General features: G+C 73.0%; 19 protein-coding genes. 6 read left to right on the top strand and 13 right to left on the bottom strand.

Annotated features, from left to right (window positions below; translation table 11 throughout):
* Positions 1 to 146: 146 nt before the first annotated feature.
* The 5 genes from ABZW03_RS16425 to ABZW03_RS16405 all read right to left on the bottom strand — a co-directional run bounded on the left by ABZW03_RS16425 (position 147) and on the right by ABZW03_RS16405 (position 6,351).
* The gene (locus ABZW03_RS16425; RefSeq protein ID WP_355257777.1) at positions 147 to 1,355 is read right to left on the bottom strand and encodes an ROK family transcriptional regulator; all 1,209 of its coding nucleotides are present in this window, start codon (positions 1,353 to 1,355) and stop codon (positions 147 to 149) included.
* 26 nt (positions 1,356 to 1,381) lie between these two features.
* Positions 1,382 to 1,951: a GtrA family protein gene (locus tag ABZW03_RS16420; protein ID WP_355257774.1), complete on the bottom strand. Its 570-nt coding sequence runs from the start codon at positions 1,949 to 1,951 to the stop codon at positions 1,382 to 1,384.
* Between the two features lie 120 nt (positions 1,952 to 2,071).
* Positions 2,072 to 4,471, bottom strand: coding sequence for an endopeptidase La (lon, locus tag ABZW03_RS16415; RefSeq protein ID WP_355257771.1), 2,400 nt, complete (start codon positions 4,469 to 4,471; stop codon positions 2,072 to 2,074).
* Positions 4,472 to 4,687: 216 nt separating this feature from the next.
* Positions 4,688 to 5,449: a rhomboid-like protein gene (locus tag ABZW03_RS16410; protein ID WP_355257768.1), complete on the bottom strand. Its 762-nt coding sequence runs from the start codon at positions 5,447 to 5,449 to the stop codon at positions 4,688 to 4,690.
* A gap of 236 nt (positions 5,450 to 5,685) precedes the next feature.
* The gene (locus tag ABZW03_RS16405; RefSeq protein WP_355257766.1) at positions 5,686 to 6,351 is read right to left on the bottom strand and encodes a hypothetical protein; all 666 of its coding nucleotides are present in this window, start codon (positions 6,349 to 6,351) and stop codon (positions 5,686 to 5,688) included.
* Between the two features lie 569 nt (positions 6,352 to 6,920).
* On the opposite strand from ABZW03_RS16405, the gene ABZW03_RS16400 reads away from it, so the two are divergent.
* Positions 6,921 to 7,184, top strand: a complete 264-nt coding sequence (locus ABZW03_RS16400; RefSeq protein WP_097235176.1) for a DUF397 domain-containing protein — start codon at positions 6,921 to 6,923, stop codon at positions 7,182 to 7,184.
* A 344-nt stretch (positions 7,185 to 7,528) separates the two neighbouring features.
* On the opposite strand, the gene ABZW03_RS16395 is transcribed toward ABZW03_RS16400, so the two are convergent.
* Positions 7,529 to 8,104, bottom strand: coding sequence for an ATP-binding protein (locus ABZW03_RS16395; RefSeq protein WP_355257763.1), 576 nt, complete (start codon positions 8,102 to 8,104; stop codon positions 7,529 to 7,531).
* A gap of 418 nt (positions 8,105 to 8,522) precedes the next feature.
* Between ABZW03_RS16395 and ABZW03_RS16390 the strand changes: the two genes are divergently transcribed.
* Positions 8,523 to 9,389 (top strand): helix-turn-helix transcriptional regulator, encoded by an 867-nt coding sequence (locus ABZW03_RS16390; RefSeq protein WP_350524265.1) that lies wholly within the window; start codon positions 8,523 to 8,525, stop codon positions 9,387 to 9,389.
* A gap of 135 nt (positions 9,390 to 9,524) precedes the next feature.
* Here ABZW03_RS16390 and ABZW03_RS16385 read toward each other — a convergent pair whose 3' ends face one another.
* Together ABZW03_RS16385 and ABZW03_RS16380 are read right to left on the bottom strand one after the other, a co-directional pair.
* Complete coding sequence (locus ABZW03_RS16385) at positions 9,525 to 10,133, bottom strand: helix-turn-helix domain-containing protein (protein ID WP_355257759.1); 609 nt, start codon at positions 10,131 to 10,133, stop codon at positions 9,525 to 9,527.
* Positions 10,134 to 10,341: 208 nt separating this feature from the next.
* Complete coding sequence (locus tag ABZW03_RS16380) at positions 10,342 to 11,856, bottom strand: MFS transporter (RefSeq protein ID WP_355257757.1); 1,515 nt, start codon at positions 11,854 to 11,856, stop codon at positions 10,342 to 10,344.
* Between the two features lie 87 nt (positions 11,857 to 11,943).
* On the opposite strand from ABZW03_RS16380, the gene ABZW03_RS16375 reads away from it, so the two are divergent.
* Positions 11,944 to 12,375 carry a MarR family transcriptional regulator gene (locus ABZW03_RS16375; RefSeq protein ID WP_355257754.1) on the top strand — a complete coding sequence of 144 codons (432 nt, stop codon included), beginning with the start codon at positions 11,944 to 11,946 and terminating at the stop codon, positions 12,373 to 12,375.
* 38 nt (positions 12,376 to 12,413) lie between these two features.
* Here ABZW03_RS16375 and ABZW03_RS16370 read toward each other — a convergent pair whose 3' ends face one another.
* From ABZW03_RS16370 to ABZW03_RS16350, 5 genes are all read right to left on the bottom strand, one after another.
* Positions 12,414 to 13,361, bottom strand: a complete 948-nt coding sequence (locus ABZW03_RS16370; protein ID WP_355257751.1) for a M56 family metallopeptidase — start codon at positions 13,359 to 13,361, stop codon at positions 12,414 to 12,416.
* A 175-nt stretch (positions 13,362 to 13,536) separates the two neighbouring features.
* A complete protein-coding gene (locus tag ABZW03_RS16365; protein WP_355257748.1) occupies positions 13,537 to 14,097 on the bottom strand; it encodes a DUF5134 domain-containing protein in 561 nt (186 codons plus the stop codon).
* 370 nt (positions 14,098 to 14,467) lie between these two features.
* Entirely contained in the window at positions 14,468 to 15,223 is a 756-nt protein-coding gene (locus ABZW03_RS16360; protein ID WP_355257785.1) for an amino acid ABC transporter ATP-binding protein, read from the bottom strand.
* A 20-nt stretch (positions 15,224 to 15,243) separates the two neighbouring features.
* Positions 15,244 to 16,137 carry an amino acid ABC transporter permease gene (locus ABZW03_RS16355; RefSeq protein ID WP_355257783.1) on the bottom strand — a complete coding sequence of 298 codons (894 nt, stop codon included), beginning with the start codon at positions 16,135 to 16,137 and terminating at the stop codon, positions 15,244 to 15,246.
* 59 nt (positions 16,138 to 16,196) lie between these two features.
* A complete protein-coding gene (locus ABZW03_RS16350; protein WP_355257745.1) occupies positions 16,197 to 17,084 on the bottom strand; it encodes an ABC transporter substrate-binding protein in 888 nt (295 codons plus the stop codon).
* A 531-nt stretch (positions 17,085 to 17,615) separates the two neighbouring features.
* Here ABZW03_RS16350 and ABZW03_RS16345 point away from each other — a divergent pair.
* From ABZW03_RS16345 to ABZW03_RS16335, 3 genes are read left to right on the top strand one after another with little or no spacing between them, the layout of a single operon-like run.
* On the top strand, positions 17,616 to 19,016 hold the full coding sequence (locus ABZW03_RS16345; RefSeq protein WP_355257742.1) for a DUF6421 family protein: 1,401 nt from the start codon (positions 17,616 to 17,618) through the stop codon (positions 19,014 to 19,016).
* Positions 19,013 to 19,771: an SDR family NAD(P)-dependent oxidoreductase gene (locus ABZW03_RS16340; RefSeq protein ID WP_355257740.1), complete on the top strand. Its 759-nt coding sequence runs from the start codon at positions 19,013 to 19,015 to the stop codon at positions 19,769 to 19,771. The genes ABZW03_RS16345 and ABZW03_RS16340 overlap by 4 nt, the downstream gene beginning before the upstream one ends.
* A complete protein-coding gene (locus tag ABZW03_RS16335; protein WP_355257780.1) occupies positions 19,768 to 20,844 on the top strand; it encodes a low specificity L-threonine aldolase in 1,077 nt (358 codons plus the stop codon). Before ABZW03_RS16340 ends, ABZW03_RS16335 begins: the two co-directional genes overlap by 4 nt.
* Positions 20,845 to 21,246: the final 402 nt, after the last annotated feature.

Genomic DNA, 21,246 nt, shown 5'->3' with positions numbered 1-21,246 from the left:
GTCAGACGCTGCCCCTTCTTGTGCCGGTCTTCCCGGATCTCGAAGTCCATCGCACCCCTTGAACTGGGGTGTTGCAACGACCGCTAGAACCCAAGCCGTGGCCGGGGGCTCGGGCGCGTTCCGGGGCCCTCGCCGCCGGGCCGGACCTACCCCAGCGGCCCCGGGTCGGCCACGATGGCCCGGACGACCCGCACCGCCGCGCCCAGCAGCGGGCCGCGGCGGCCCAGCCGGGAGACCGTCAGCCGCTCCTCGGACCAGGGCCGCACCGCCACCCGGGCGACCAGCTCGGCCCGCATCGCGGGCAGCAGCCAGGGCGCCAGCCGGGCGTAGCCGCCGCCCAGCACCACCCGGGCCGGGTCCAGCAGGTTGACCGCCCCGGCGGCCGCGGTGCCGAGCGCCGCGCCGGCCCCGGCCAGCGCCGCGAGGGCGGCCCCGTCCCCGGCCCCGGCGCGGTCGGCGAGCAGCTCCACCCAGTCGCCCCGGGCACCGGTCAGCCCGGCCGCCCGCAGCGCCGCCGCCTCGCCCGCGTACTGCTCCAGGCAGCCGTGCGCCCCGCAGGCGCAGCGGGGCCCGTCGGGGTGGACCGGCACGTGGCCGAACTCCCCGGCGAAGCCGCCCGCCCCGCGCAGCAGCCGGCCGCCGACCACGATCGCGGCGCCGACCCCGGCCTCGGCGGAGATGTAGAGGAAGTCCTCCGGCCCCTCGCCCAGCCAGCGCTCGGCCAGTCCGCCGAGGTTGGCCTCGTTGTCCGCCTCGATCGGCAGTTCGGCCAGGCCGCCGCCGGCCGCCCGCAGTGCCGGGCGCAGGGCGGCGGCCAGCGGGACGTCCTGCCAGTCCAGGTTGGCGGCCCGCTGGAGCACCGCGCCGGAGCCGCCGACCAGCCCGGGCACGGCCAGGGTGAGGCCGGCCGGGCGCAGCCCCGACTCGGCGACGGCCCGGCCCAGCAGCTCGGCGAGGTCGGCCATCACGGCGGCGGGCTCGCGGCCGTCATTGGAGACCTCCCGGCGCCGCCAGGCCCGGACCTCCCCGCGCAGGTCGACCACGCAGGCGCCCAGGTGCCGCACCCCGATCTCGGCGCCGAGGCCGCCGGGCCCGGCCGGGTTGAGGCCGAGCGCGGTGCCGGGGCGGCCGACCTTGCCGCTGGGCGTGGCGGGGCCCTCCTCGACCACCAGGCCGGCGGCGATCAGCCGTTCGGCGAGCGAGGAGACGGCGGCCCTGGTCAGCCCGGTCGCGGCGGCGACCTCGGCGCGCGAGCGCGGCCCGCCGGCGATCGTCCCGAGCACCAGGGCCAGGTTGGCCCGGCGCATCCCCTGCTGGCTGGCGGGCCCGGTCCGGACGGGGTCCGGTTCGTGCATAAGGCTCACCTCGCCCCTTTACGGCTTTACGGCACATCCCGTGGCATCTCGGGTGCAGCGTAGCCGGGTTCCACGGGTGCCGCCGTCGGCGCCGGGAGGGGCCCGGCCGGGGCCGTCCCGGCGGCCTGGGCGAAGACCCACCGCCGCATCGCCCAGTACCGGAACACCATCGCCACGAAGGTGCCCACGACCATCCCGCTGAGGAAGTCCGCGATCTCCTGCTGGAAGGCCCCGACGTACGGCTCGCGCAGGTCCAGCAGGTACCGGGAGACCACCAGCGGGACGTCGTTGACCCCGATCGCCACCGCGCTGACCAGGACGAACATCAGCGCCTCGCGCTGCCGGCCGTCGGCCCGGAAGGCCCAGCGGCGGTTCAGCACGTACGAGACGACGGTGCCGATCACGGTGGCGACGGTCAGCGCGACCACCGGTTTGTGCTCCAGCACGGTGAACTTGAGCTCGAAGTTGACGACGGTGGTGAGCGCGAAGCAGCCGCTCCCGACCAGCAGGAACTTCACCAGCCGGCGGTGCCGCACCAGGAAGGGGCGCAGCCGGTCGGGCACCCGGGCCAGGGCGCGCTGCGTGGGGGACGGCATCTCCGCAGTGTCACACACGGGGATGCCGTCGGCCCCCCGAACGGCCCGTCGCCCTTTCGGAGAGCCGACGGGCCGCCCGCGCCACCGGTCGGGCGGCGCGGACGGCCCGGGGGCCACCGGTCAGGCGGCCACCAGCACCGAGGCCGCGGCCGGCTCCAGCGCCAGCTCCAGCACCTCCCGCACGTCCGCCACCGGGTGGACGGTGAGCCGCTCCAGCACCTCGGCCGGGACGTCGTCCAGGTCGGCCTCGTTGCGCCTGGGGATGATCACCGTGGTGACCCCGGCCCGGTCGGCGGCGAGCAGCTTCTGCTTCACCCCGCCGATCGGCAGCACCCGCCCGGTCAGCGACACCTCGCCGGTCATCGCCACGTCGGTGCGCACCTTGCGGCCGGAGAGCAGCGAGGCCAGCGCCGTGGTCATGGTGATGCCGGCGCTCGGCCCGTCCTTGGGGATGGCCCCGGCCGGGATGTGCAGGTGCACGCCGCGGTCGCGCAGCGAGGTGACCGGCAGCTCCAGCTCGGCCCCGCGCGAACGCAGGTAGGAGAGCGCGATGTGCGCGGACTCCTTCATCACGTCGCCCAGCTGCCCGGTGAGGGTCAGCCCGGTGCCGCCGGTCTCGGCGTCGGCCAGCGAGGCCTCGATGTAGAGGACGTCGCCGCCGGCACCCGTCACCGCGAGGCCGGTGGCCACGCCGGGGACGGCGGTGCGGCGCTCGGCCGGCTCCTGGGCGGACTCCGGCACGTGGTGCGGCCGGCCGATCAGGGCCCGCAGGTCGTCCGCGCCGACCGCGGCGGGCAGCTCGCGCTCGCCCAGCTCGGCCTGTGCGGCGATCTTGCGCAGCACCCGGGCGATCGAGCGCTCCAGGGTGCGCACGCCCGCCTCCCGGGTGTACTCCCCGGCGAGCCTGCGCAGCGCCGGCTCGTCCACGGTGACCTCGCCGTCGCCCAGGCCGGCCTTCTCCAGCTGGCGCGGGAGCAGGTGGTCGCGGGCGATGACGACCTTCTCGTCCTCGGTGTAGCCGTCCAGCCGAACCAGCTCCATCCGGTCGAGCAGCGGCTCGGGGATGGCCTCCAGCACGTTGGCGGTGGCGAGGAAGACGACGTCGGAGAGGTCGAGCTCGACCTCCAGGTAGTGGTCCCGGAAGGTGTGGTTCTGCGCCGGGTCCAGCACCTCCAGCAGGGCGGCGGCCGGGTCGCCCCGGTAGTCGGAGCCGACCTTGTCGATCTCGTCCAGCAGGACGACCGGGTTCATCGAGCCGGCCTCCTTGATCGCCCGCACCAGCCGGCCGGGCAGCGCGCCGACGTAGGTGCGCCGGTGGCCGCGGATCTCCGCCTCGTCCCGGACGCCGCCGAGCGCGACCCGGACGAACTTCCGGCCCATGGCGCGGGCCACCGACTCACCGAGCGAGGTCTTGCCGACGCCGGGCGGGCCGACCAGGGCCAGCACCGCTCCCCCGCGGCGCCCGCCGACCAGCCCGAGCCCCTGGTCGGCCCGGCGCTTGCGGACGGCCAGGTACTCGACGATCCGCTCCTTCACGTCGGCCAGGCCGGCGTGGTCGGCGTCCAGCACCGCGCGGGCGCCGGCGATGTCGTACGCGTCCTCGGTGCGCTCGTTCCAGGGCAGCTCCAGGACGGTGTCCAGCCAGGTGCGGATCCAGGAGCCCTCGGGGCTCTGGTCGGACGCCCGCTCCAGCTTGTCGACCTCCTTGAGCGCCGCCTCGCGGACCTTCTCCGGCAGGTCGGCGGCCTCGACCCGGGCGCGGTAGTCGCCCTCCTCGTCGGCCGCCTCGCCGTTCAGCTCGGCCAGCTCCTTGCGGACGGCCTCCAGCTGGCGGCGGAGCAGGAACTCCTTCTGCTGCTTGGCGACGCCCTCCTCGACGTCCTTGCGGATGGTGTCGTTGACCTCCTCCTCGGCGAGGTGGTCGCGCAGCAGGGTGAGCGCGTACTCCAGCCGGGCGACCTGGTCGGCCTCCAGCAGCACCTTGAGCTTCTGCTCGGCGGTGGCGAAGGGCGCGTAGCCGATGTTGTCGGCGAGCTCGCCGACGCCCTCGATCTGCGCCACCCGGTCGACGATCTGCCAGGCGCCGCGCCTGCGCAGCCACTGGGTGGACAGCGCCTTGTACTCCTTGACCAGCTCGGCGGCCCGGCCGGCCACCGGGGTGCCCACCGAGGACTCCCGGAACGGCGTGGTCTCCACCCAGAGGGCGGCGCCGGGGCCGGTGGTGCCGACCCCGATCCGGACCCGGCGCACGGCGCGCACCAGCGCCGCCGGCTCGCCGTCGGCCAGCCGGCCGACCTGCTCCACGGTGGCCAGCGTGCCGGCCGCCGCGTACGAGCCGTCCACCCGCGGGACCAGCAGGACCTGCGGCTTGCCGGAGCCGCTGGCGGCGGCCCGGGCGGCCTCGACCGCGGCGCGCACCTCGGTGTCCTTCAGGTCCAGCGGCACGACCATGCCCGGCAGGACGACCTCGTCGTCGAGCGGCAGCACGGGCAGGGTGAGCGGTGTGGACGTCGATGCCATGATCTCTCCCCAGTCAGTGAACTTGAGTCGACCTGACTAAGACCCGGCGCCCGCCGGATGTTCCCGACCCCCAGTTCGCCGTGAGCGAACACGCGTCACGGGGGAGGCGCCGCGACCGGCTCCGTCAAAAAGGCACGGAAAGCGCACCGGACACGTCTTAAGAAATCCTGAGCGGACGGTGAAGGGATCCCGAACGAACCCGTCCGGGCGACGGCGTCAACGCGCCGTCCACACCCGCGCGGGCGCACCGCCGGCGGCCGCCACCGTGGCCGGACGCGGCCGCGGCGGGCGCCGCTCGACCCGGCGCAGCCAGCGCCACAGCGCGACCCCGGTCAGCACCGCGGCCGGGTGCCCCACCCCGGTGATCACGTCCTTGTCGGTGGCGATCTGCTCGGCGATCATCAGCCCGGCACCGCCCAGCGCGAGCAGCCGCCCGCGCCAGGAGAGCAGCCCGGCCACCGCGCCCAGGCAGGCGAGCACGCCGTAGCTGACCCCGATGTCCAGGTGGTCCATCACCTCGGGCGCCATCCGCCCGGTCTCCACCGCGGTGATCACCACCCCCTGGGAGAGCAGCGTCGCCGCGACGTGCCCGGCCGCGAACACCGCCGCCGCCCGGGCCGGGCCGACCCTGCGCTCCAGCGGCGCGAGGGTGAGGGCGAACCCCCACAGGTACGGCATCCACACCTCGCCGGCCACCCAGAAACCGCTCAGCACGAGGGCGCGCAGAGGGTGCTGGAGCAGGTTGTGCCCGTCCGAGCTGGAGGCCTCCTGCAAGCGCTGGACGAGGTCCGGATCGGCGAGCGCGGCGAAGGTCGTGGTGGCCCCCACCACGGCGAGGTACCCGAGCGTGAAGGGCGTGGTCCGCGGCGTCGGCACCCGCTCCAGCAGCCATTCCAGGACACCGGTGCGCAGCCCCAGGCGGAGCATCCCGTACGGCGCTCCCGCGGCCGCGCCGGCACCCCGTCCACGTCCCGTCATGCCGCCTCCGCTCCACGCCGCAGCCACCGGCTCCCGCCAGGTGCCCAACGTACCGGCGCGCGCCGCGGATTCCGCCCGGTCGGGTGTTGTCGTGGCCACGGTACGTCGAGGTTCTGAGAGGCACCTGGGAAAAGCCCGTGAAGACCGTCGCCGCAACGGACCGCCGCATTCCCCGTATTGGTCCAGACCTTCTCCCCGGGAAGGCCGCAGCACGGCCTCTGACCGGCGACTTGGCGTCAACTGGACTGCATACGTACCGTTACGCAGTGAAAATTCGCCGGGTAAGGTATCGGCCCGTGCCCACTCGTGCAGTGGGTCCGAGGGCGGCCCGACGGCCGGCCCACGGGCCGGAAACGTCCGGTCCACCTGCCGGGAAGCACCACGCCGTCCGCGGCGGTCGCGATGGCGAACAGCCGGGCGCGGTCGGCCCGGGCCAGCCCGGCCTCGGACAGCCGGACGTGCACGGCCTCGGCCAGCAGCGGGTGCGGGCCCAGCGGGTCGGTGACGGGCGCCCCGTACTCGGCGGCGAGCGCGTGAAGCTCGGTCAGGAAGGTGTGCGGGCCGGGCACCAGCGGCACCAGGACGGGCATCGGCCGTCCGGCCTCGGCGGCCAGCGCCAGCAGCTCGGCCACGGTGCGCTCCTCGCCGCCCGCACCGTCGGTGCCGTTGCCGGGGAGGTAGCCGACCGCGGTCTGGACGCCGTTCTGCTCGGTGCGGACGATCGAGAGCAGCTCCTCGACGACCGAGCGGGACTCGGGCCCGGCGGTCGCGGGCACGGCGAGCACCAGGGCCGGGGCGCCGGCCGGGATCTCGGGGCGCTCGGGACGACGGTGGCGCCCCCGCGCACGGGAGCCTGGAGTGCGGACGGGCAGTGGCGCGCCCGGAATGGCTGCGGTGCTCATGCCGGAGATCGTAGGACATCGGCCCGTCCGGCTTGCAGTCGGCTGCCGTACGGGATCGGCGCGGGCGCGGTGCGAACCCCGTGCGGACCCGGTGCGTCTGCGGCACCGGTCCGGGCGCTTTGCCTACAATCCGGACATTCCTCACCCAACCCCCGCACGGTCACCGGTGGTTGCCACGACGCGCTCCGGTGGGGCGGGCGTTGCACCTGGGGCGAGTGAGATGTCTCACAGCATGAGGAAGGTTTGACGGAGGGTCACGGCGATGCGACTCCCGGCACTCGAAGATCAACATTCAGCGGGGAGGTGCTCACGGCCGGTTATCGCGAGCTCGGTGATTCATCGGCTATGTCCGTTTACGTACCGTCAGGGGAAGGGCCCGTGAAGAGTTCGCGCCTGCGGGTAAAAGGCCTCGTGCACCTGCAACGTCCCGTGCTGATGCACGTGCACTGCAGCTATCATCACGTCAAGTGAGGCGTTGTGCCGGACCGGTACGGGGCCGGTCCGTTCGTTTCGGCGGTGCCGGGGGCGCCGCGCTGGACGACAACTCCGGAGCTCTTCGGGAGATTTCTATGCACGACTCGCAGGACACGCACGGTTCGTACGACACCTACAACGGGATGGCCGCCGCCGATCTCCAGGGGGTGGTCTGGCAGAAGAGCCGGCACAGCAACTCCCAGGGCAACTGCGTCGAGTTCGCGGCCCTGCCGGGCGGCGATGTGGCGATGCGCAACTCGCGGTTCCCGGACGGTCCGGCCCTCATCTACACCCGGGCCGAGATCGCAGCCCTGCTGTTGGGGGCCAAGGACGGGGAGTTCGACCACCTGGCGGTCTGACCGGTCGCCGTGCTCCATCATCGGGGGGCCGTCGTGGGTGCCGACACCACGACGGCCTTTGTCTTTGTCTCTTCCGGAGGCCGGTTCTCCGGACGTCGCCGCTCTGGACGTCGTCTCTTCGGATGTCGCTTCTCCGGTCGCCGGTTCCCCTGGCACCGGTTCCCCTGGCACCGGTTCTCCGGACGCCCGTTCAGGGCTCCGTCACGCCGCAGCCGCCCGGTCCCGCGGCACCGTGCATCCGCGGCAGGGCCTGGTGGAATGGGCCGGGTGCGCTCCTCCCGAGGCTTCCTCCGACCGGCCGTGCGCCGTCCGGTGCGGGGTCCGTCCCGGGCGCGGGGCCCGTCCTAGGCCGAGCGCCGGTGCCGTCCGCCGACCTCGACGGGGCCGTCGAGCGGTGAGCGGCCGCCGAGCTCGGGGAGTCCGTCCAGCGCGGAGCCGCCGACCGTCTCCGCCTCGAACATCGCCCAGACCACCTTGCCGCTGCCCAGCGGGTGCCAGCCCCAGGAGCGGCTGAACGACTCCACCAGGTGCAGCCCGCGGCCCGATTCGGCGACGAAGTCGGCCTCCCGGGCGATCGGCCCGGTGCTGCTCGGATCGCTCACCGCGCAGACCACCTGGGGAGCGCGGTGCACCAGGCTTATTCGGATCGGAAGCCGGCCGCCCGCGGTGGGCTGTGTGGGAAAGTCGTACTCGCCCTGGGTACAGCCCGACGGGTCGGGCCGCGCGCCGATCGCGTGCCGCAGCGCGTTGGTCACGAGTTCCGAGGCCACCAGCGCGACGTCGTCGAACAGCTCCGTCAGGTTCCAGCGCTGGAGCGTGGTCCGAGCGAAGTCGCGCGCGGTTCTGACGGCTTCGAAGCGAGGAGCGAGCGTACAGGTGACCACATGGGGGTCAACCGCCAAAGCCGTACCGGTGCTCATGAAGAGCTCCTCCCATAAGGGGGCGGACACGGCTGGACCCGCCGGGGTCATGCCGGTCACCTCCGACTCGCTCGGCCGCTCGGCCGCCCCCTCGACCAGGCGCCCGCGCACTCGAACGCCCGGCGGCGCGGGGGACGCCGTCGGGTCGGTGCACGGAGTCGCGCGTGGGGTCGACGCGGAGCCCGCGGGATTGCCAGGGATGTGCAGGTGCACGTGCACCATGGTGGTGTGCGCTCACTGCAGATGCAAGAGTCGATTCACGTGCAGTCGCACTATTGGCATATGCAAGCGCCGAATGCACGTGCATCCTGGTGCGTGGAGTGCGGAACTGATAGGAACATCCGTCAGTATCGGCACCGTGAGCGCTCAACTGATGGCAGACTGTGCGCTGTTTGCCCTAGGTGGAGGTTTCGACCGCATGACCACAGTTCAGCCGGGCGGCGGCTCGATGGTCCGCCGGATCCTCCTCGGCTCGCAGCTTCGCCGCCTGCGCGAAGCGCGCGGCATCACCCGCGAGGACGCGGGCTACGCGATCCGGGCCTCCGAGTCCAAGATCAGCCGCATGGAGCTCGGCCGCGTCAGCTTCAAGGAGCGCGACGTCGCCGACCTGCTCAGTCTGTACGGCGTGGACGACGGCATCGAGCGGGAAGCCCTGCTCGGCCTGGTCCGCGAGGCCAACAAGTCCGGCTGGTGGCACAGCTTCAACGACGTGCTGCCGGGCTGGTTCCAGACCTACGTCGGCCTGGAGGAGGCCGCGCAGCTGATCCGCACCTACGAGGTGCAGTTCATCCCCGGGCTGCTGCAGTCCGAGGAGTACGCACGGGCGGTTTTCGGCCAAAGTCGGCCGGTCATCAGCGAGGAGGAGGTCGAACGGCGGGTCAGCCTCCGGCTGCGCCGCCAGAAGCTGCTGACCGAGGGCGCCAGCCCGCGCCTGTGGGCGGTCATCGACGAGGCGGCGCTGCGCCGGCCGGTCGGCGGGCCCAAGGTGATGCGCGGTCAGGTGCAGTACCTGATCGACGTCGCCGAGCAGGCCAACGTGGTGATCCAGGTGATGCCGTTCCGGTTCGGCGCGCACGCGGGCGAGTCCGGGGCGTTCACGATCCTGCGCTTCCCGGAGCAGGACCTCGCGGACGTGGTCTACCTGGAGCAGCTCACCAGCGCGCTCTACCTGGACAAGCGCGACGACGTCGACGCCTACATCCAGGTGATGGAGCGGCTCTGCGTGGACAGCCTCACGCCGGAACGCACGATCGACCTGCTGGCCTCGATCCTGAAGGAACGCTGACCCGTAGGAGCGCCGACCTGAGGGAACGCTGGAACGCGGACCCGAAGGAACGCCGAGCCGCTGCCGCCCAGGGCCCGTGAGCCCCCTCCCTCGCGAGGCCCCCGGCAGCAGGTCCGCCAGGCCGCCCACCCGCCGTCAACAACCGCGGGCCGGCGGCCGTTCGCGTTCCGGCGGCGACGGCTGCGGCGGGCGGCCCAGCTCCCACGCCAGGTCGTAGCGGCGGAAGAGGTCGGCCCGGATGGGTGCCAGCGGGATCTCGGCGCCCGGCAGCAGCACTCCGATGCAGCCGCCCATCAGCGCACTGCGCAGCACCGCGTGTTCGGCGACCGGGTCGGGGGCGCCCCAGTCCCGCAGCAGCCCCTGGATGATGGCGCCGAGCTGCTGCTGCTCCGGGTCCTGGACGAAGGCGCCGGTGTCCGGGTCGAGGATCAGCGCCAGGTGGGAGCGCATCACCCGGGGGTGGTCCAGCGCCAGGCCGAGCACGGTGTCGATCGCCCGGGCCAGCCGGGCGTCGGGGGAGGAGCCGGGCGCCAGCTCCGCCAGCGCGCCGGCCAGTGCCTGGTGCATCATCCGGTGGGTCGCGGACTGCATCAGCAGCCGTTTGCCGTCGAAGTAGTAGGAGAGCAGCCCGCGGGCGAGCCCGGCCCGCTCGGCGATGTCGGTCAGCGTGGTGCCCGCGTAACCGCGCTGGTCAACGAGTTCGACGGTGGCCCGCAGGATGCGCCGGCGGGAGCGTTGCCGCATCTCCTCATTGACCGAATCCCCGCGAGGTGCCATCGTGTCTGCTCCGAACGTTCGTTGGCTGCGAGCCAATATACTTGCGGAGCCGACAGCCGCACCGAGGAACCGCGCCCCGACCAGGGCGCTGCCCGGGCGGCGGCCACGAAGACGGCCGGCTCCACCAACACGGGGGTTTGGTGGAGCCGGCACCAGGGGCCCGGCGGCCCGGAGGTCAGCGCTCGATCAGGACCTCGTCCCTGGTCGCGGTCGACCCGGCCGGCGGGTAGGCGTAGTCCGGCACCGGGGCGGGAGCCGCCTTGCGGCGCCGGTCCACCAGGGCGCCCGCCGTCGCGACCACCAGGCCGACCAGTGCGACCGCCGTGACGAACATCAGCGCCGGCCGGTAGCCGTCCAGCTGGGCCTGCGGGCTGTCGCCGCCCGCGCTGCCGGCCGTGATCATCGCGGTCGCTCCGGCCAGCACCACCGCGGTGCCGACCTGGATGGCGGTGTTCACCAGGCCCGAGGCCAGGCCCTGCTCCTCGTCGGCCACGCCGTCGGTGGCGGCGAGGTTCACCGAGGGGAAGGCGAAGGCGAAGCCCACGCCGAGCAGCAGCATCGAGGGCAGCACCAGGCCCGGGTACGAGCTGTGCTCGTCCAGCCGCAGGAACAGCGCGAAGGCGGCGACCAGCGAGAGCAGGCCGATCGGCAGCAGCCGCGCGGTGCCGAAGCGGTCCACGATCGGGCCCATGAAGGGCGCCGAGAGCGCGATGAGGGCCCCGGCCGGGAGCAGCCCGAGGGCCATCTCCAGGGCCGACCAGCCGAGCAGGTGCTGGAGGTAGAGGGTGACCACGAACTGGAACCCGCCGTACGCGCCGGTCATCGCGAAGGCGACCACGTTCGCCCGGGCGACCGAGCCGTTGCGGAAGATGCCGAGCCGGACCAGCGGGTGCGCGGCGCGGCTCTCGACCCGGAGGAAGGCGGCGGCCAGCGCGACGACGACGAGCAGCGAGCCGAGGGTGCGCAGGCTCAGCCAGCCGGCGCCCTGGGCCTCGGTGACGGTGAAGACCAGCAACAGCACGGTCGCGGTGCCGGTGATCGCGCCCAGTACGTCGTAGCCGCCCTTGGCGCGCTCCTCGACCGGGCGGGGGAGCAGCCGGACGGCGAAGAGCAGGGCGAGCAGCGCGACCGGGACGGGCATCAGGAAGGTCCAGCGCCAGCCGACCGAGGTGAGCAGGCCGCTGAGCACCAGGCCGAGCGAGAAACCGCTGGCGCCGCAGGTGGTGTAGATCGACAGCGCGCGGTTGCGGGCCGGGCCCTCGGCGAAGGTCGTGGTGATGATCGACAGGCCGGCCGGGGCGGTGAAGGCGGCGCTGACGCCCTTGAGGAAGCGGGCCGCGATCAGCAGGCCGCCGTCGTCCACCAGGCCGCCGACCAGTGAGGCGGCGGCGAAGACGCCCAGGGCCACCAGGAACACCCGGCGGCGGCCGAGCAGGTCGGCGGCGCGTCCGCCGAGCAGGAGCAGGCCGCCGTATCCGAGCACGTAGCCGGAGACCACCCACTGCAGGGCGGAGGTGGACAGGTGCAGGTCGGAGCCGATGGAGGGCAGGGCGACGCCGACCATGGAGACGTCCAGGGCGTCCAGGAACATGGCGGCGCAGAGCACGATCAGGGTGCCCCAGAGGCGGGGAGTCCAGTGCGGCCCGCTGGTTGACGGGGCGTCGGGTGACGTGACGGTCGGGGTGGTCATGGGGAGGAGAGTACATGCACATGCATTCAATGCAAATGAATTAAATGTGAACGCAATAATTGCTGATGCACGTGCTAGGGTGGCCGTGTGGCTGAACTCGACTCCCCGGCGGAGGCCGGTCTCGTCGCGCAGTGGCGCGAGCTGCTGTCCCGGCATGCCGCCACGGCCTGCCGGCTCGATCGCGAGCTGGGCGACCGGTACGGGCTGGGCATGAGCGAGTTCGAGGTGCTGGAGCGCCTCGCCGAGGAGTGCGGGAGTGGCGGGCACGCGGTGCGGGTGAGCGAGCTGGCCCACACCGTCCACCTGAGCCAGAGCGCGCTCTCCCGGCTGATCGCCCGCCTGGAGAAGGCCGGACTGGTCACCCGGGCGATGTGCGAGAGCGACCGCCGGGGCGTCCTGCTCACCCTCACCGAGGCCGGCCGGGAGCGCTACGAGCAGGCCAGGCCGCTCCACCGTGAGGTGCTGGACCGGACCCTCGGCGGCGAGCCCGGGCCGACCCGCGGGGAGCCCCCGGCCTGACGGTCCGTCAAATCAGCCGCAGAGGCTCGGAGTCGGGCTCAGAGCAGCGAGTTCAGCCCCGGTGCGGCGGCCAGCAGGACGACCACGGCGGGTGCGGCGAGCGCCGCGACGGTGAGCCGGAGCCGGTGCGGGACGGAGAGCCGCGGGCGGCCCGCGAGCAGGCGGTCCACCCGCTTCGGGGACTGCGCCAGACCGGGCGGGCAGGAGCCGAACACCCCGCGGTCCAGGTTGAGTTCGGCCAGCGCGAGGGCGGTGGTGTGCCGGCCGTGCCGGCGGGCGGCCCGGTCGTCGGCGGCCAGTTCGACCAGCTCCGCCACCTGGTCGCGGAAGGCGCTGAACACGCCGACCCCGGGGAAGCCGGAGGCGAGCGCCTGGGCGAACTGCTGGAGCCAGTGGTGCCGGGCCCGGACGTGGCCGCGCTCATGGCTCAGCACGGCGGCCAGCTCCCGGTCGGTCAGCTGCTGGAGGGCGCCGGTGGTGACCACCAGCCGGGAGTCCGGTCCGGGCAGTGACCAGGCCTCCGGGCGGACGTTCTCCAGTACCACCAGGCGCTCCCGGCGGGCCCGGGCGGTCTCGATGGTGTCCGGCAACTCCGGTGCCCGGGTGGCCAGTTGGGCGTGCCGTCGGGTGCGCAGTGCCTTGGCCGTGCGGACCTCCCGGGTAAGCGCCAGCACGGTCCGCACCCCGCCCGCGGCCAGCACCGCGGCACACAGCCGACCCCAGCCCTCGGCGCCCTGGAGGCCGTAGGCCGCCTCGACGCCGTGCGGCGCGCCGGAGAACACCAGTGCGCGCAGCTCCGGCAGGGCGGCGGAGGCCGCCAGCACGAGGCCCAGGGCGCAGCAGAGCAGTACGGCCACCACCAGGCACTGCCACACCAGCAGCGCCAGCACCGGTTCGCGCTCCGCCCAGCGGGCCCGGGCCAGCAGCCGGGGCGCGACGGTCGAGAGCAGCAGGCCGAGCAGCAGCAGGCCGGTCAGGGCAGGCATCGATGGGCTCCCCGAGTACGCACGGAACGCGACAGCGCGCTCCCTGCCAACCTATGCGCTGGCGACGCCCGGTGGAACGGCTTTCGACCGGCCAGTGACCAACGCCACGCCCGGGTGGGGGTCTTGGGCAGGCGAGGCGGGGTGCGGGGGTGTCGGGTTTCCGGTCGCCCGGCCGTCACATGGTCAGGAGCATGGCGAACATGCCGATGCCCATGGTGAGCCGGCAGGCCTGCGGCAGCCCGGCGGTGCCGGTCGCGAGGGCGCCCGCCGGAGTGCGCAGCAGCCGGCTGCCGGTCCAGAGGGTGTACCCGCCGAAGTAGAGGAGGAGCGCCCCGGTCAGGGCCGGGAGGCCCAGGGCGGCGGCCCGGTGGTGCCCGTGGCCGGAGGCGGCCGCCATCGCGAGGGCCATGTACGTCATGGCGAGCGCGCCCATCGCGTGGTGCAGCCGGTGCGCCCGGCCGGCCGGGGCGTGGGCGGCGGCGAGCAGGAAGGCAGTGGCGGGCAGGCCGAAGAGCCCGGCCCAGACGGCGGGCGGGACGGTGGCGCCGGTGACGGCCATCGCGGCCATCCCGAGTCCCATCAGCGCCTCGGCGGCATCGGACTCGCGGGCGAGCGGTCGGTGCGCGCCGCCCGGGGCGCAGGGGGACGAGGAGTGGCGCAGCCGGACCAGGCAGGAGGTGCCGGCGCCGGCGGCGAGGAGGGCGAGGAGCCAGTTGACCAGGGCGGGTCCGTGCAACGGCGGCCTCCCGGGGCGGTGGGCGCCCGGGGGCGGCGAACAGGTGGCGACGAACAGCGGTCAGCGAACAGATGATGAAATCTGTCAGCTGTTATCTGTCATCCGTCAGCTGTCGTCCGTTCGCCGACCCCCGTGCGCGGCGACGGACGTCCGGTCCACGATCACCGCACCCGGCCGGGAGCGGCCAGAGCGCGTACGGGGGCGCACGGTTGTACCCGTCGTCGTCGCGAAGCCCCCGGCCGCACACCTGGTCGCACGCCCCGGCCGCAGGTCCCGGCCGCAGGTCCCCGGACCGGGGCGCCCGCACACCCCGGCTGGCCGAGGGCAGGGCCCCCGCGCCCCGACTCCGCCGCGGGCGGTGGCGGAGGGCTCAGCCCTGGAGCCGCCCCGAGGCGACCACCCGGCTGAGGAACTGCCGGGTCCGCTCCTCCCGAGGATCGCCGAACACCTGCTCCGGCGGCCCCTGTTCGAGCACCACCCCGCCGTCCAGGAAGCAGACCTGGTCGGCGACCTCGCGGGCGAAGCCCATCTCGTGCGTGGAGAGGACCATCGTCATCCCCTGCTCCTTGAGGTCGCGCACCACCGACAGCACCTCGCCGACCAGCACCGGGTCGAGCGCCGCGGTGATCTCGTCCAGGAGCAGCAGCCGCGGCCCGGTGGCCAGCGCGCGCACGATGGCGACCCGCTGCTGCTGCCCGCCGGAGAGCCGGTCCGGGTACTCCTTGGCCTTGGCCGCCAGCCCGAGCCGGTCGAGCAGTTCCAGCGCCCGGGCCTCCGCCTCGGCCCGGGCGACCCGGTGCACCCGGCGCGGCGCGAGCGTGATGTTCTCCAGCACCGTCAGGTGCGGGAACAGGTTGTACGACTGGAACACCACGCCGATCCGGCGCCGCACGGCGTCCTCGTCGGCGCGCGGATCGGTGATCTCCTCGCCGTCCAGGAAGATCGCCCCGTCGTCGATCCCCTCCAGCAGGTTCACGCAGCGCATCAGGGTGGACTTGCCGGAGCCGGACGCCCCGATCAGCGCCGTCACCGAGTGCTCGGCCACGGCGAGGTCCACGTCGCGCAGCACCACCTGGCCGCCGAAGGTCTTGCGCACCGACTCCAGCCGGAGCACCTCGTTCTCCAACCGGGGCACCTCGTTCGACCTCACACCGCACCTCCCTGGAGCTGGCGGCGGTTCATCCGGGTGGTCAGCCAGTCGGCGAACCGGGTCAGCGGAATGGTCAGCACGATGAACACCAGCCCCGCCACCAGGTACGGCGTGAAGTTGAAGGACCGGGCCGCGATGATCTTCGCCGCGTACACCGCGTCGATCGCACCGCCGATCGAGACCAGCCCGGTGTCCTTCTGGAGGCTCACCAGGTTGTTGAGCAGCGGCGGCACCACCCGGCGCACGGCCTGCGGCAGCACCACGTAGCGCATCGCCTGCGCGTTGGTCAGGCCCAGCGACCGCGCCGCGGCCCGCTGGCTCGGGTGCACCGACTCGATGCCGGAGCGGAACACCTCCGACACGTACGCCGAGTACGTCAGCACCAGCGCCGCACCGCCCAGCAGCAGCGGGTCGGTGGTCACCCCGGTCAGCCGCAGCGCCGGCACCCCGGTGATCATCACCAGCAGGCAGATGATCATCGGCAGCCCGAGGAAGAAGTCCACGTACGCGGTGGCCAGCAGCCGCACCGGCAGGAAGACCGGCCCGCGCAGTGTCCGCAGCACCGCCAGCAGCAGCCCGAACAGCAGGATCAGCGCCCCGCAGCCGAGCATCAGCTCCAGGTTCAGCCGCAGCCCCTTCAGCACCTCGGGCAGCGCCTGGCGGGCGTAGTCGAGGTTGAAGAAGGTCCGCCGGGTCACCTCCCAGCCGGGGGAGTTGACGACCAGGAGGTAGAGCGCGCCCGCCGTCACCAGGGTCGACGCGGTGGCGATCAGCGCCGAGCGCCGGGCCCGGGCCCGCCGGTAGGCCTCGTGCGCCAGCCGCCGCTCGGACGGACGGTAACCGTCGTCCGCCGCCGGAGCCCCGGTCCGTGCCGCCGGAGCCTTGGCCAGCTCCACCGGACCCGCGCCGTCCGACGCCTCCCCGCTCAGCCCGGGGCCCAGGCCGGCACTCACTTCAGCACCGGCGCCGAGACGGCGTCGGAGAGCCACTGCTTCTCCAGCTTCGCCAGCGTGCCGTCGGCGCGCAGCGCGTCCACCGCCTGCGAGACGCAGCCGGTCAGCCTGGACCCCTTGTCCAGCACCAGGCCGAACTGCTCGGCCTTCGCGGCCGCCTCGAACTGGCCGACCACCTGGGCCTCCGGCACCTCGGCGCCGGTGATGTAGAAGGCGGTCGGCAGGTCCACCACCAGCGCCTCGATCTGGCCGTTCTTCAGCGCGGCCTTGGCCAGGTCGTTGGAGTCGAAGACGGCCGGCTGGGTGTTCGGCTTGATGGTGCCGGTGATGGTGTCCAGGCTCGTGGTGCCGACCTGCGCGCCGAGCTTGGTGCCCTTGAGGTCGGCGATGCTCCTCGCGCTCGCGGTCTTGGAGTTCTTCAGCGCGATGACGGTCTGGCGCACGTCGTAGTAGCCGGAGGAGAAGTCCACCGCCTGCTTGCGCTCGTCGCTGATGGACACCTGGTTGATGTCGAAGTCGAAGTCCTTGGCGCCCGGGGCGGTCGCCTTGTTGAACGGCGCGACCACCCAGCTGACCTTCTCCTTCGGGTAGCCGAGCTTCTCGGCGACCGCGTAGGCCACGGCGGACTCGAAGCCCTTGCCGTTCTCCGGCTTGTCCTCGGAGAACCACGGGTCGTACGCGGGCTTGTCGGTGCCCACGGTCAGCGTCCCGGCGGTACGCGTGGCCAGCGCCCCCGGCGCGCACCCCGCCGCCGACCCGCTCGCGGCCGAGGCGCCGGAGGCGGCGCCGGACGTCGAGTCCTGCGGCGCGCAGGCGGTCAGCACGGCCGCGGCGGCGGCCAGCGCGGCGATGGGCAGTACGGCGGACGGCTTGCGGAGGGTCATGACGGGGCTCCAGGGAAGGACCGGCGGGGACGGGAGGAACGAGCAGGGGCACGGGGAGGCCGGGACGGGCGGCCCGCACCCCGGCGGGTCACTTCCCCCCGGTGGCGGCGCCGGAACACACGCGGCATGGTCGGCGTACGGGTCCGCGTCCGCGGTGCCCCCCGAGCCGGACCGGCAGCAGCCGGGCGGCGGCGGACCGGTCAACAACAGCGGCGACAGCGGCAGCGCGGGCCGCGCGCGCGACAGCGACGGCAGACGTGCCGACGGGAGGGCACCCGGAACGGGCTGTCGTGGCGCTCGGCCACCGTGATCACCGCCGGGAGCATGCGGGGAGGTTCGCATCAGAGCGGCGCATCTGTCCAGAACATCCAGATCACTGTCCACATGCCGGACAACCCGCTCCGCGCCGAAGGTTTCGGCGCCGGAGGGGCGGTGCGCGGGAGCTTTGCCGGTCCCGACCCTCTTGAACGGGAGAACCTTTCGTACTTATGGTGTTCCCGTTGAAATAACTCCTGTCGAAGTGAGTCCACGATGCAGAATCTTTCGCCAAGGCTCGCTGTGGCGGCCGACACCCCGGTCTCGACCCTCGCCGGCCACCCGGCCTGGCTGCGCCTGAAGGAGGCCGTCGAGACGCTGCGCCCGCTCCAGTCCAAGGACGGCTCGATCGACCTGGCCGCCGTCCAGCGGCAGACGGTCGACCCCCTGGTCGCGACCGTCCGCGCCGCCGTCGAGGAGCTCGCGCCGAACTTCCCGCACGACGCCGCCTACCTGGCCGCCGTCGACGCGGACCTCGCCAAGTGGGCCGACACCGGCTACCGCGAGCCCGACTTCCTGGACTCGCTGCTCGCCTTCCAGCCCGCCGACCAGCGCGAGGACGGGCTGGAGCACCTGGTCGTCTTCCCGATGTACACCCAGAACGGCAACCCGGACCGCAACCTGGAAGCCGTCCTGCTGACCGTCGTGTGGCCCGACTGGCTGGCCGAGCTGGAGCGCACCCGCTTCGACAACCCGATGTTCGTGCCGATCACCTTCACGGACTTCACCGCCGGCTACGACACCAACTCCGCCGTGCTCTTCCCCGAGACGGTCTCCGTGCGCAAGGCGCCGGAACGTTTCACCTGGGGAGGCATCTTCTGCGACCGCGAGGCCGCCCGCTTCCGCGCGGTGTCCAGCAGCGCCGTCCAGCAGCTCGGCCTGGAGATCCCGGCCGACGCCGAGGGCCTGCTCCAGGACCAGCAGCGCGCGCAGGAGACCTTCGTCCTGTGGGACCTGGTCCACGACCGCACCCACAGCCACGGCGACCTGCCGTTCGACCCCTTCATGATCAAGCAGCGCAGCCCGTTCTGGATGTACGGCCTGGAGGAGCTCCGCTGCGACCTCACCACCTTCAAGGAGGCGGTGCAGCTGGAGTCCGAGGGCAACCCGCACGCCCGCGACGTCCAGTACGCGATCCTCTTCGACCGCCTGTTCCGCTTCCCGGTCTCCGGCGACCGGGTGCGCAACTACGACGGCCTCGGCGGCCAGCTGCTCTTCGCCTACCTGCACAAGCACGACGCGCTGCGCTGGCGCGACAACCGCCTCAGCATCGACTGGGAGCGCGCCCCGCAGGTCACCAACGCGCTCTGCGCCGAGATCGAGACCCTCTACCGCGACGGCATCGACCGGCCGAAGCCGGCCCACTGGATCGCCGCGTACGAGCTGGTCTCCCGCTACCTCACCCCGCACCCGGCCTCCACCTGGGCGAAGGGCCCCGAGGCGCTGCCGCTCGACATCACCGACGGCAAGGCCCTCAACAAGGCCCTGTGCGACGCCGTGCTCCCGGACGAGTTCCCGCTGAGCATGTTCTACGAGGCCCTCAACAAGAAGCTGAGCGGCGTCATCGCCGCCACCGCCGGCATCACCGGCACCGGTATCCAGGGAGCAGCCGCGTGACCACTTCCACCAACGCCCCGCTGGCCGGCAAGGTCGTCGCCGTCGCCGGAGCCAGCGGCCCGGCCGGACGCGCCGTGCTGCGCCGCCTCACCGCCGACGGCGCCACCGTGATCGGTGCCGACATCGACGCCCAGCGCCTGGAGTCCGCCCTGGACGCCACCCGGGTCGCCGTCCGCGGAGCCAAGGTCAGCGGCCAGGTGATCGACCTGCTCGACCCGCAGGAGGTCCACGACTGGGCCGACCACCTGGAGTCCGAGCACGGCCACGTCGACGGCCTGTTCCACCTGGTCGGCGGCTGGCGCGGCAGCAAGACCTTCTTCGACACCCGGCTGGACGACTGGGACTTCCTGCACGACACCGTCGTGCGCACCCTCCAGCACACCTCGCTGGCCTTCCAGCCCGCGCTGCTCCGCAGCTCCGCCGGCCGCTACGCGATGATCTCGGCCTCGGCCGCGCACAAGCCCACCGCCGGCGGCGCCGCCTACGCGGCCGCCAAGGCCGCCACCGAGGCGTGGACGCTCGCCATGGCAGACTCCTTCAAGAAGGAGACCACCGACCCCGAGGGCGAGCCCACCGCGGCGGCTGCGATCCTGGTCATCAAGGCGCTGGTCAGCCCCGAAATGCGGGCCGAGAAGCCGGAGGCGAAGTTCACCGGTTTCACCGACACCGCCGACCTCGCCGGACACCTGGCGGGCCTCTGGGACCGCCCCGCAGCAGAACTGAACGGACAGCACCTGTGGCTGACAGCCCGATGACCGACCTCACCCGTACGGACGCGGTACGGCGGCACGACCCCGCCGTCCGCGGCTTCGCCAGCGACAACTACGCCGGCGTCCACCCGGAGGTCCTCGCCGCGATAGCCCTCGCCAACGGCGGTCACCAGATCGCCTACGGCGAGGACGACTACACGGCCCACCTCCAGGACGTCTTCCGCCGCCACTTCGGGGAGAAGGCCGAGGCCTACCCCGTCTTCAACGGCACCGGCGCCAACGTGGTCGCCCTCCAGTCGCTGCTCCCGCGCTGGGGCGCGGTGGTCTGCGCCGAGTCGGCCCACATCCACGTGGACGAGGGCGGGGCCCCGGAGAAGATGGGCGGCATCAAGCTGCTCACCGTCCCCACCCCGGACGGCAAGCTCACCCCCGAGCTGCTCGACCAGCAGGCCTGGGGCTTCGGCGACGAGCACCGCGCGCAGCCGCTCGCGGTCTCCATCACCCAGAGCACCGAGCTCGGCACCCTCTACACCGTCGAGGAGATCCGCGCGATCACCGAGCACGCCCACCAGCTGGGCATGCTCGTCCACGTGGACGGCTCCCGCCTGGCCAACGCGGCCGCCTCGCTCGGCCAGCCGCTGCGCGCCTTCACCACCGACGTGGGCGTCGACGTGCTCTCCTTCGGCGGGACGAAGAACGGCCTGCTGTTCGGCGAGGTCGTGGTGGTGCTCAACCCGGAGCGGGTGCGCAACATCAAGTACCTGCGCAAGACCTCGATGCAGCTCGCCTCGAAGATGCGCTTCGTCTCGGTCCAGTTCGAGGCCCTGCTCTCCGGCGACCTCTACCTCCGCAACGCCGGCCACGCCAACGCGATGGCCAGCCGCCTGGAGGCCGCGGTCCGGGAGATCGACGGCGTCGAGGTGGTCCGCCCGGTCCAGGCCAACGCGGTGTTCGCGATCCTCCCGCGCGAGGTCAGCGAGCGGCTGCAGAAGCGGTACCGCTTCTACTTCTGGAACGAGCACACCGGCGAGGTCCGCTGGATGTGCGCCTTCGACACCACGGAGGCCGACATCGACGCCTTCGCGGCGGCCATCGCCGAGGAGATGGGCCGCGCCTGACGGTGCTCCGGCAACGGATCGTCCCGCCCCGCGACCGTGGGGCGGGACGATTTGCATGTGGCGGGTCGGTCCCCGTACAGTTCCGGAGCCGCCGCGGGAGACCGGGGTGGCAAAGCGGAAAGCGAATCCGATGAATGAAACTCCGGAAAACGGGGCGGAAATCGTCTGATAAGCTGGAAACACGAAAGAACGAAGCCCGGAGGGCCTGCTGGAAGGCAGTCCGAAGGAAGCGTCCGTTCCTTGAGAACTCAACAGCGTGCCAAAAGTCAACGCCAGATATGTTGACATCCCCGGCCTCGGTCCTTGCGACTGGGGTTGGAGATTCCTTTTGAAATAACACTAGCGAGGACGCAGTGCGCGGGGCCGCCCTATTCCGGTGGTTGCCGTGCCGCTCAACGCGGG

The organism is Kitasatospora sp. NPDC004799, from assembly GCF_040609095.1.
GTDB lineage: Bacteria > Actinomycetota > Actinomycetes > Streptomycetales > Streptomycetaceae > Kitasatospora.
This window is presented reverse-complemented; position numbering and strand designations above follow the sequence as displayed.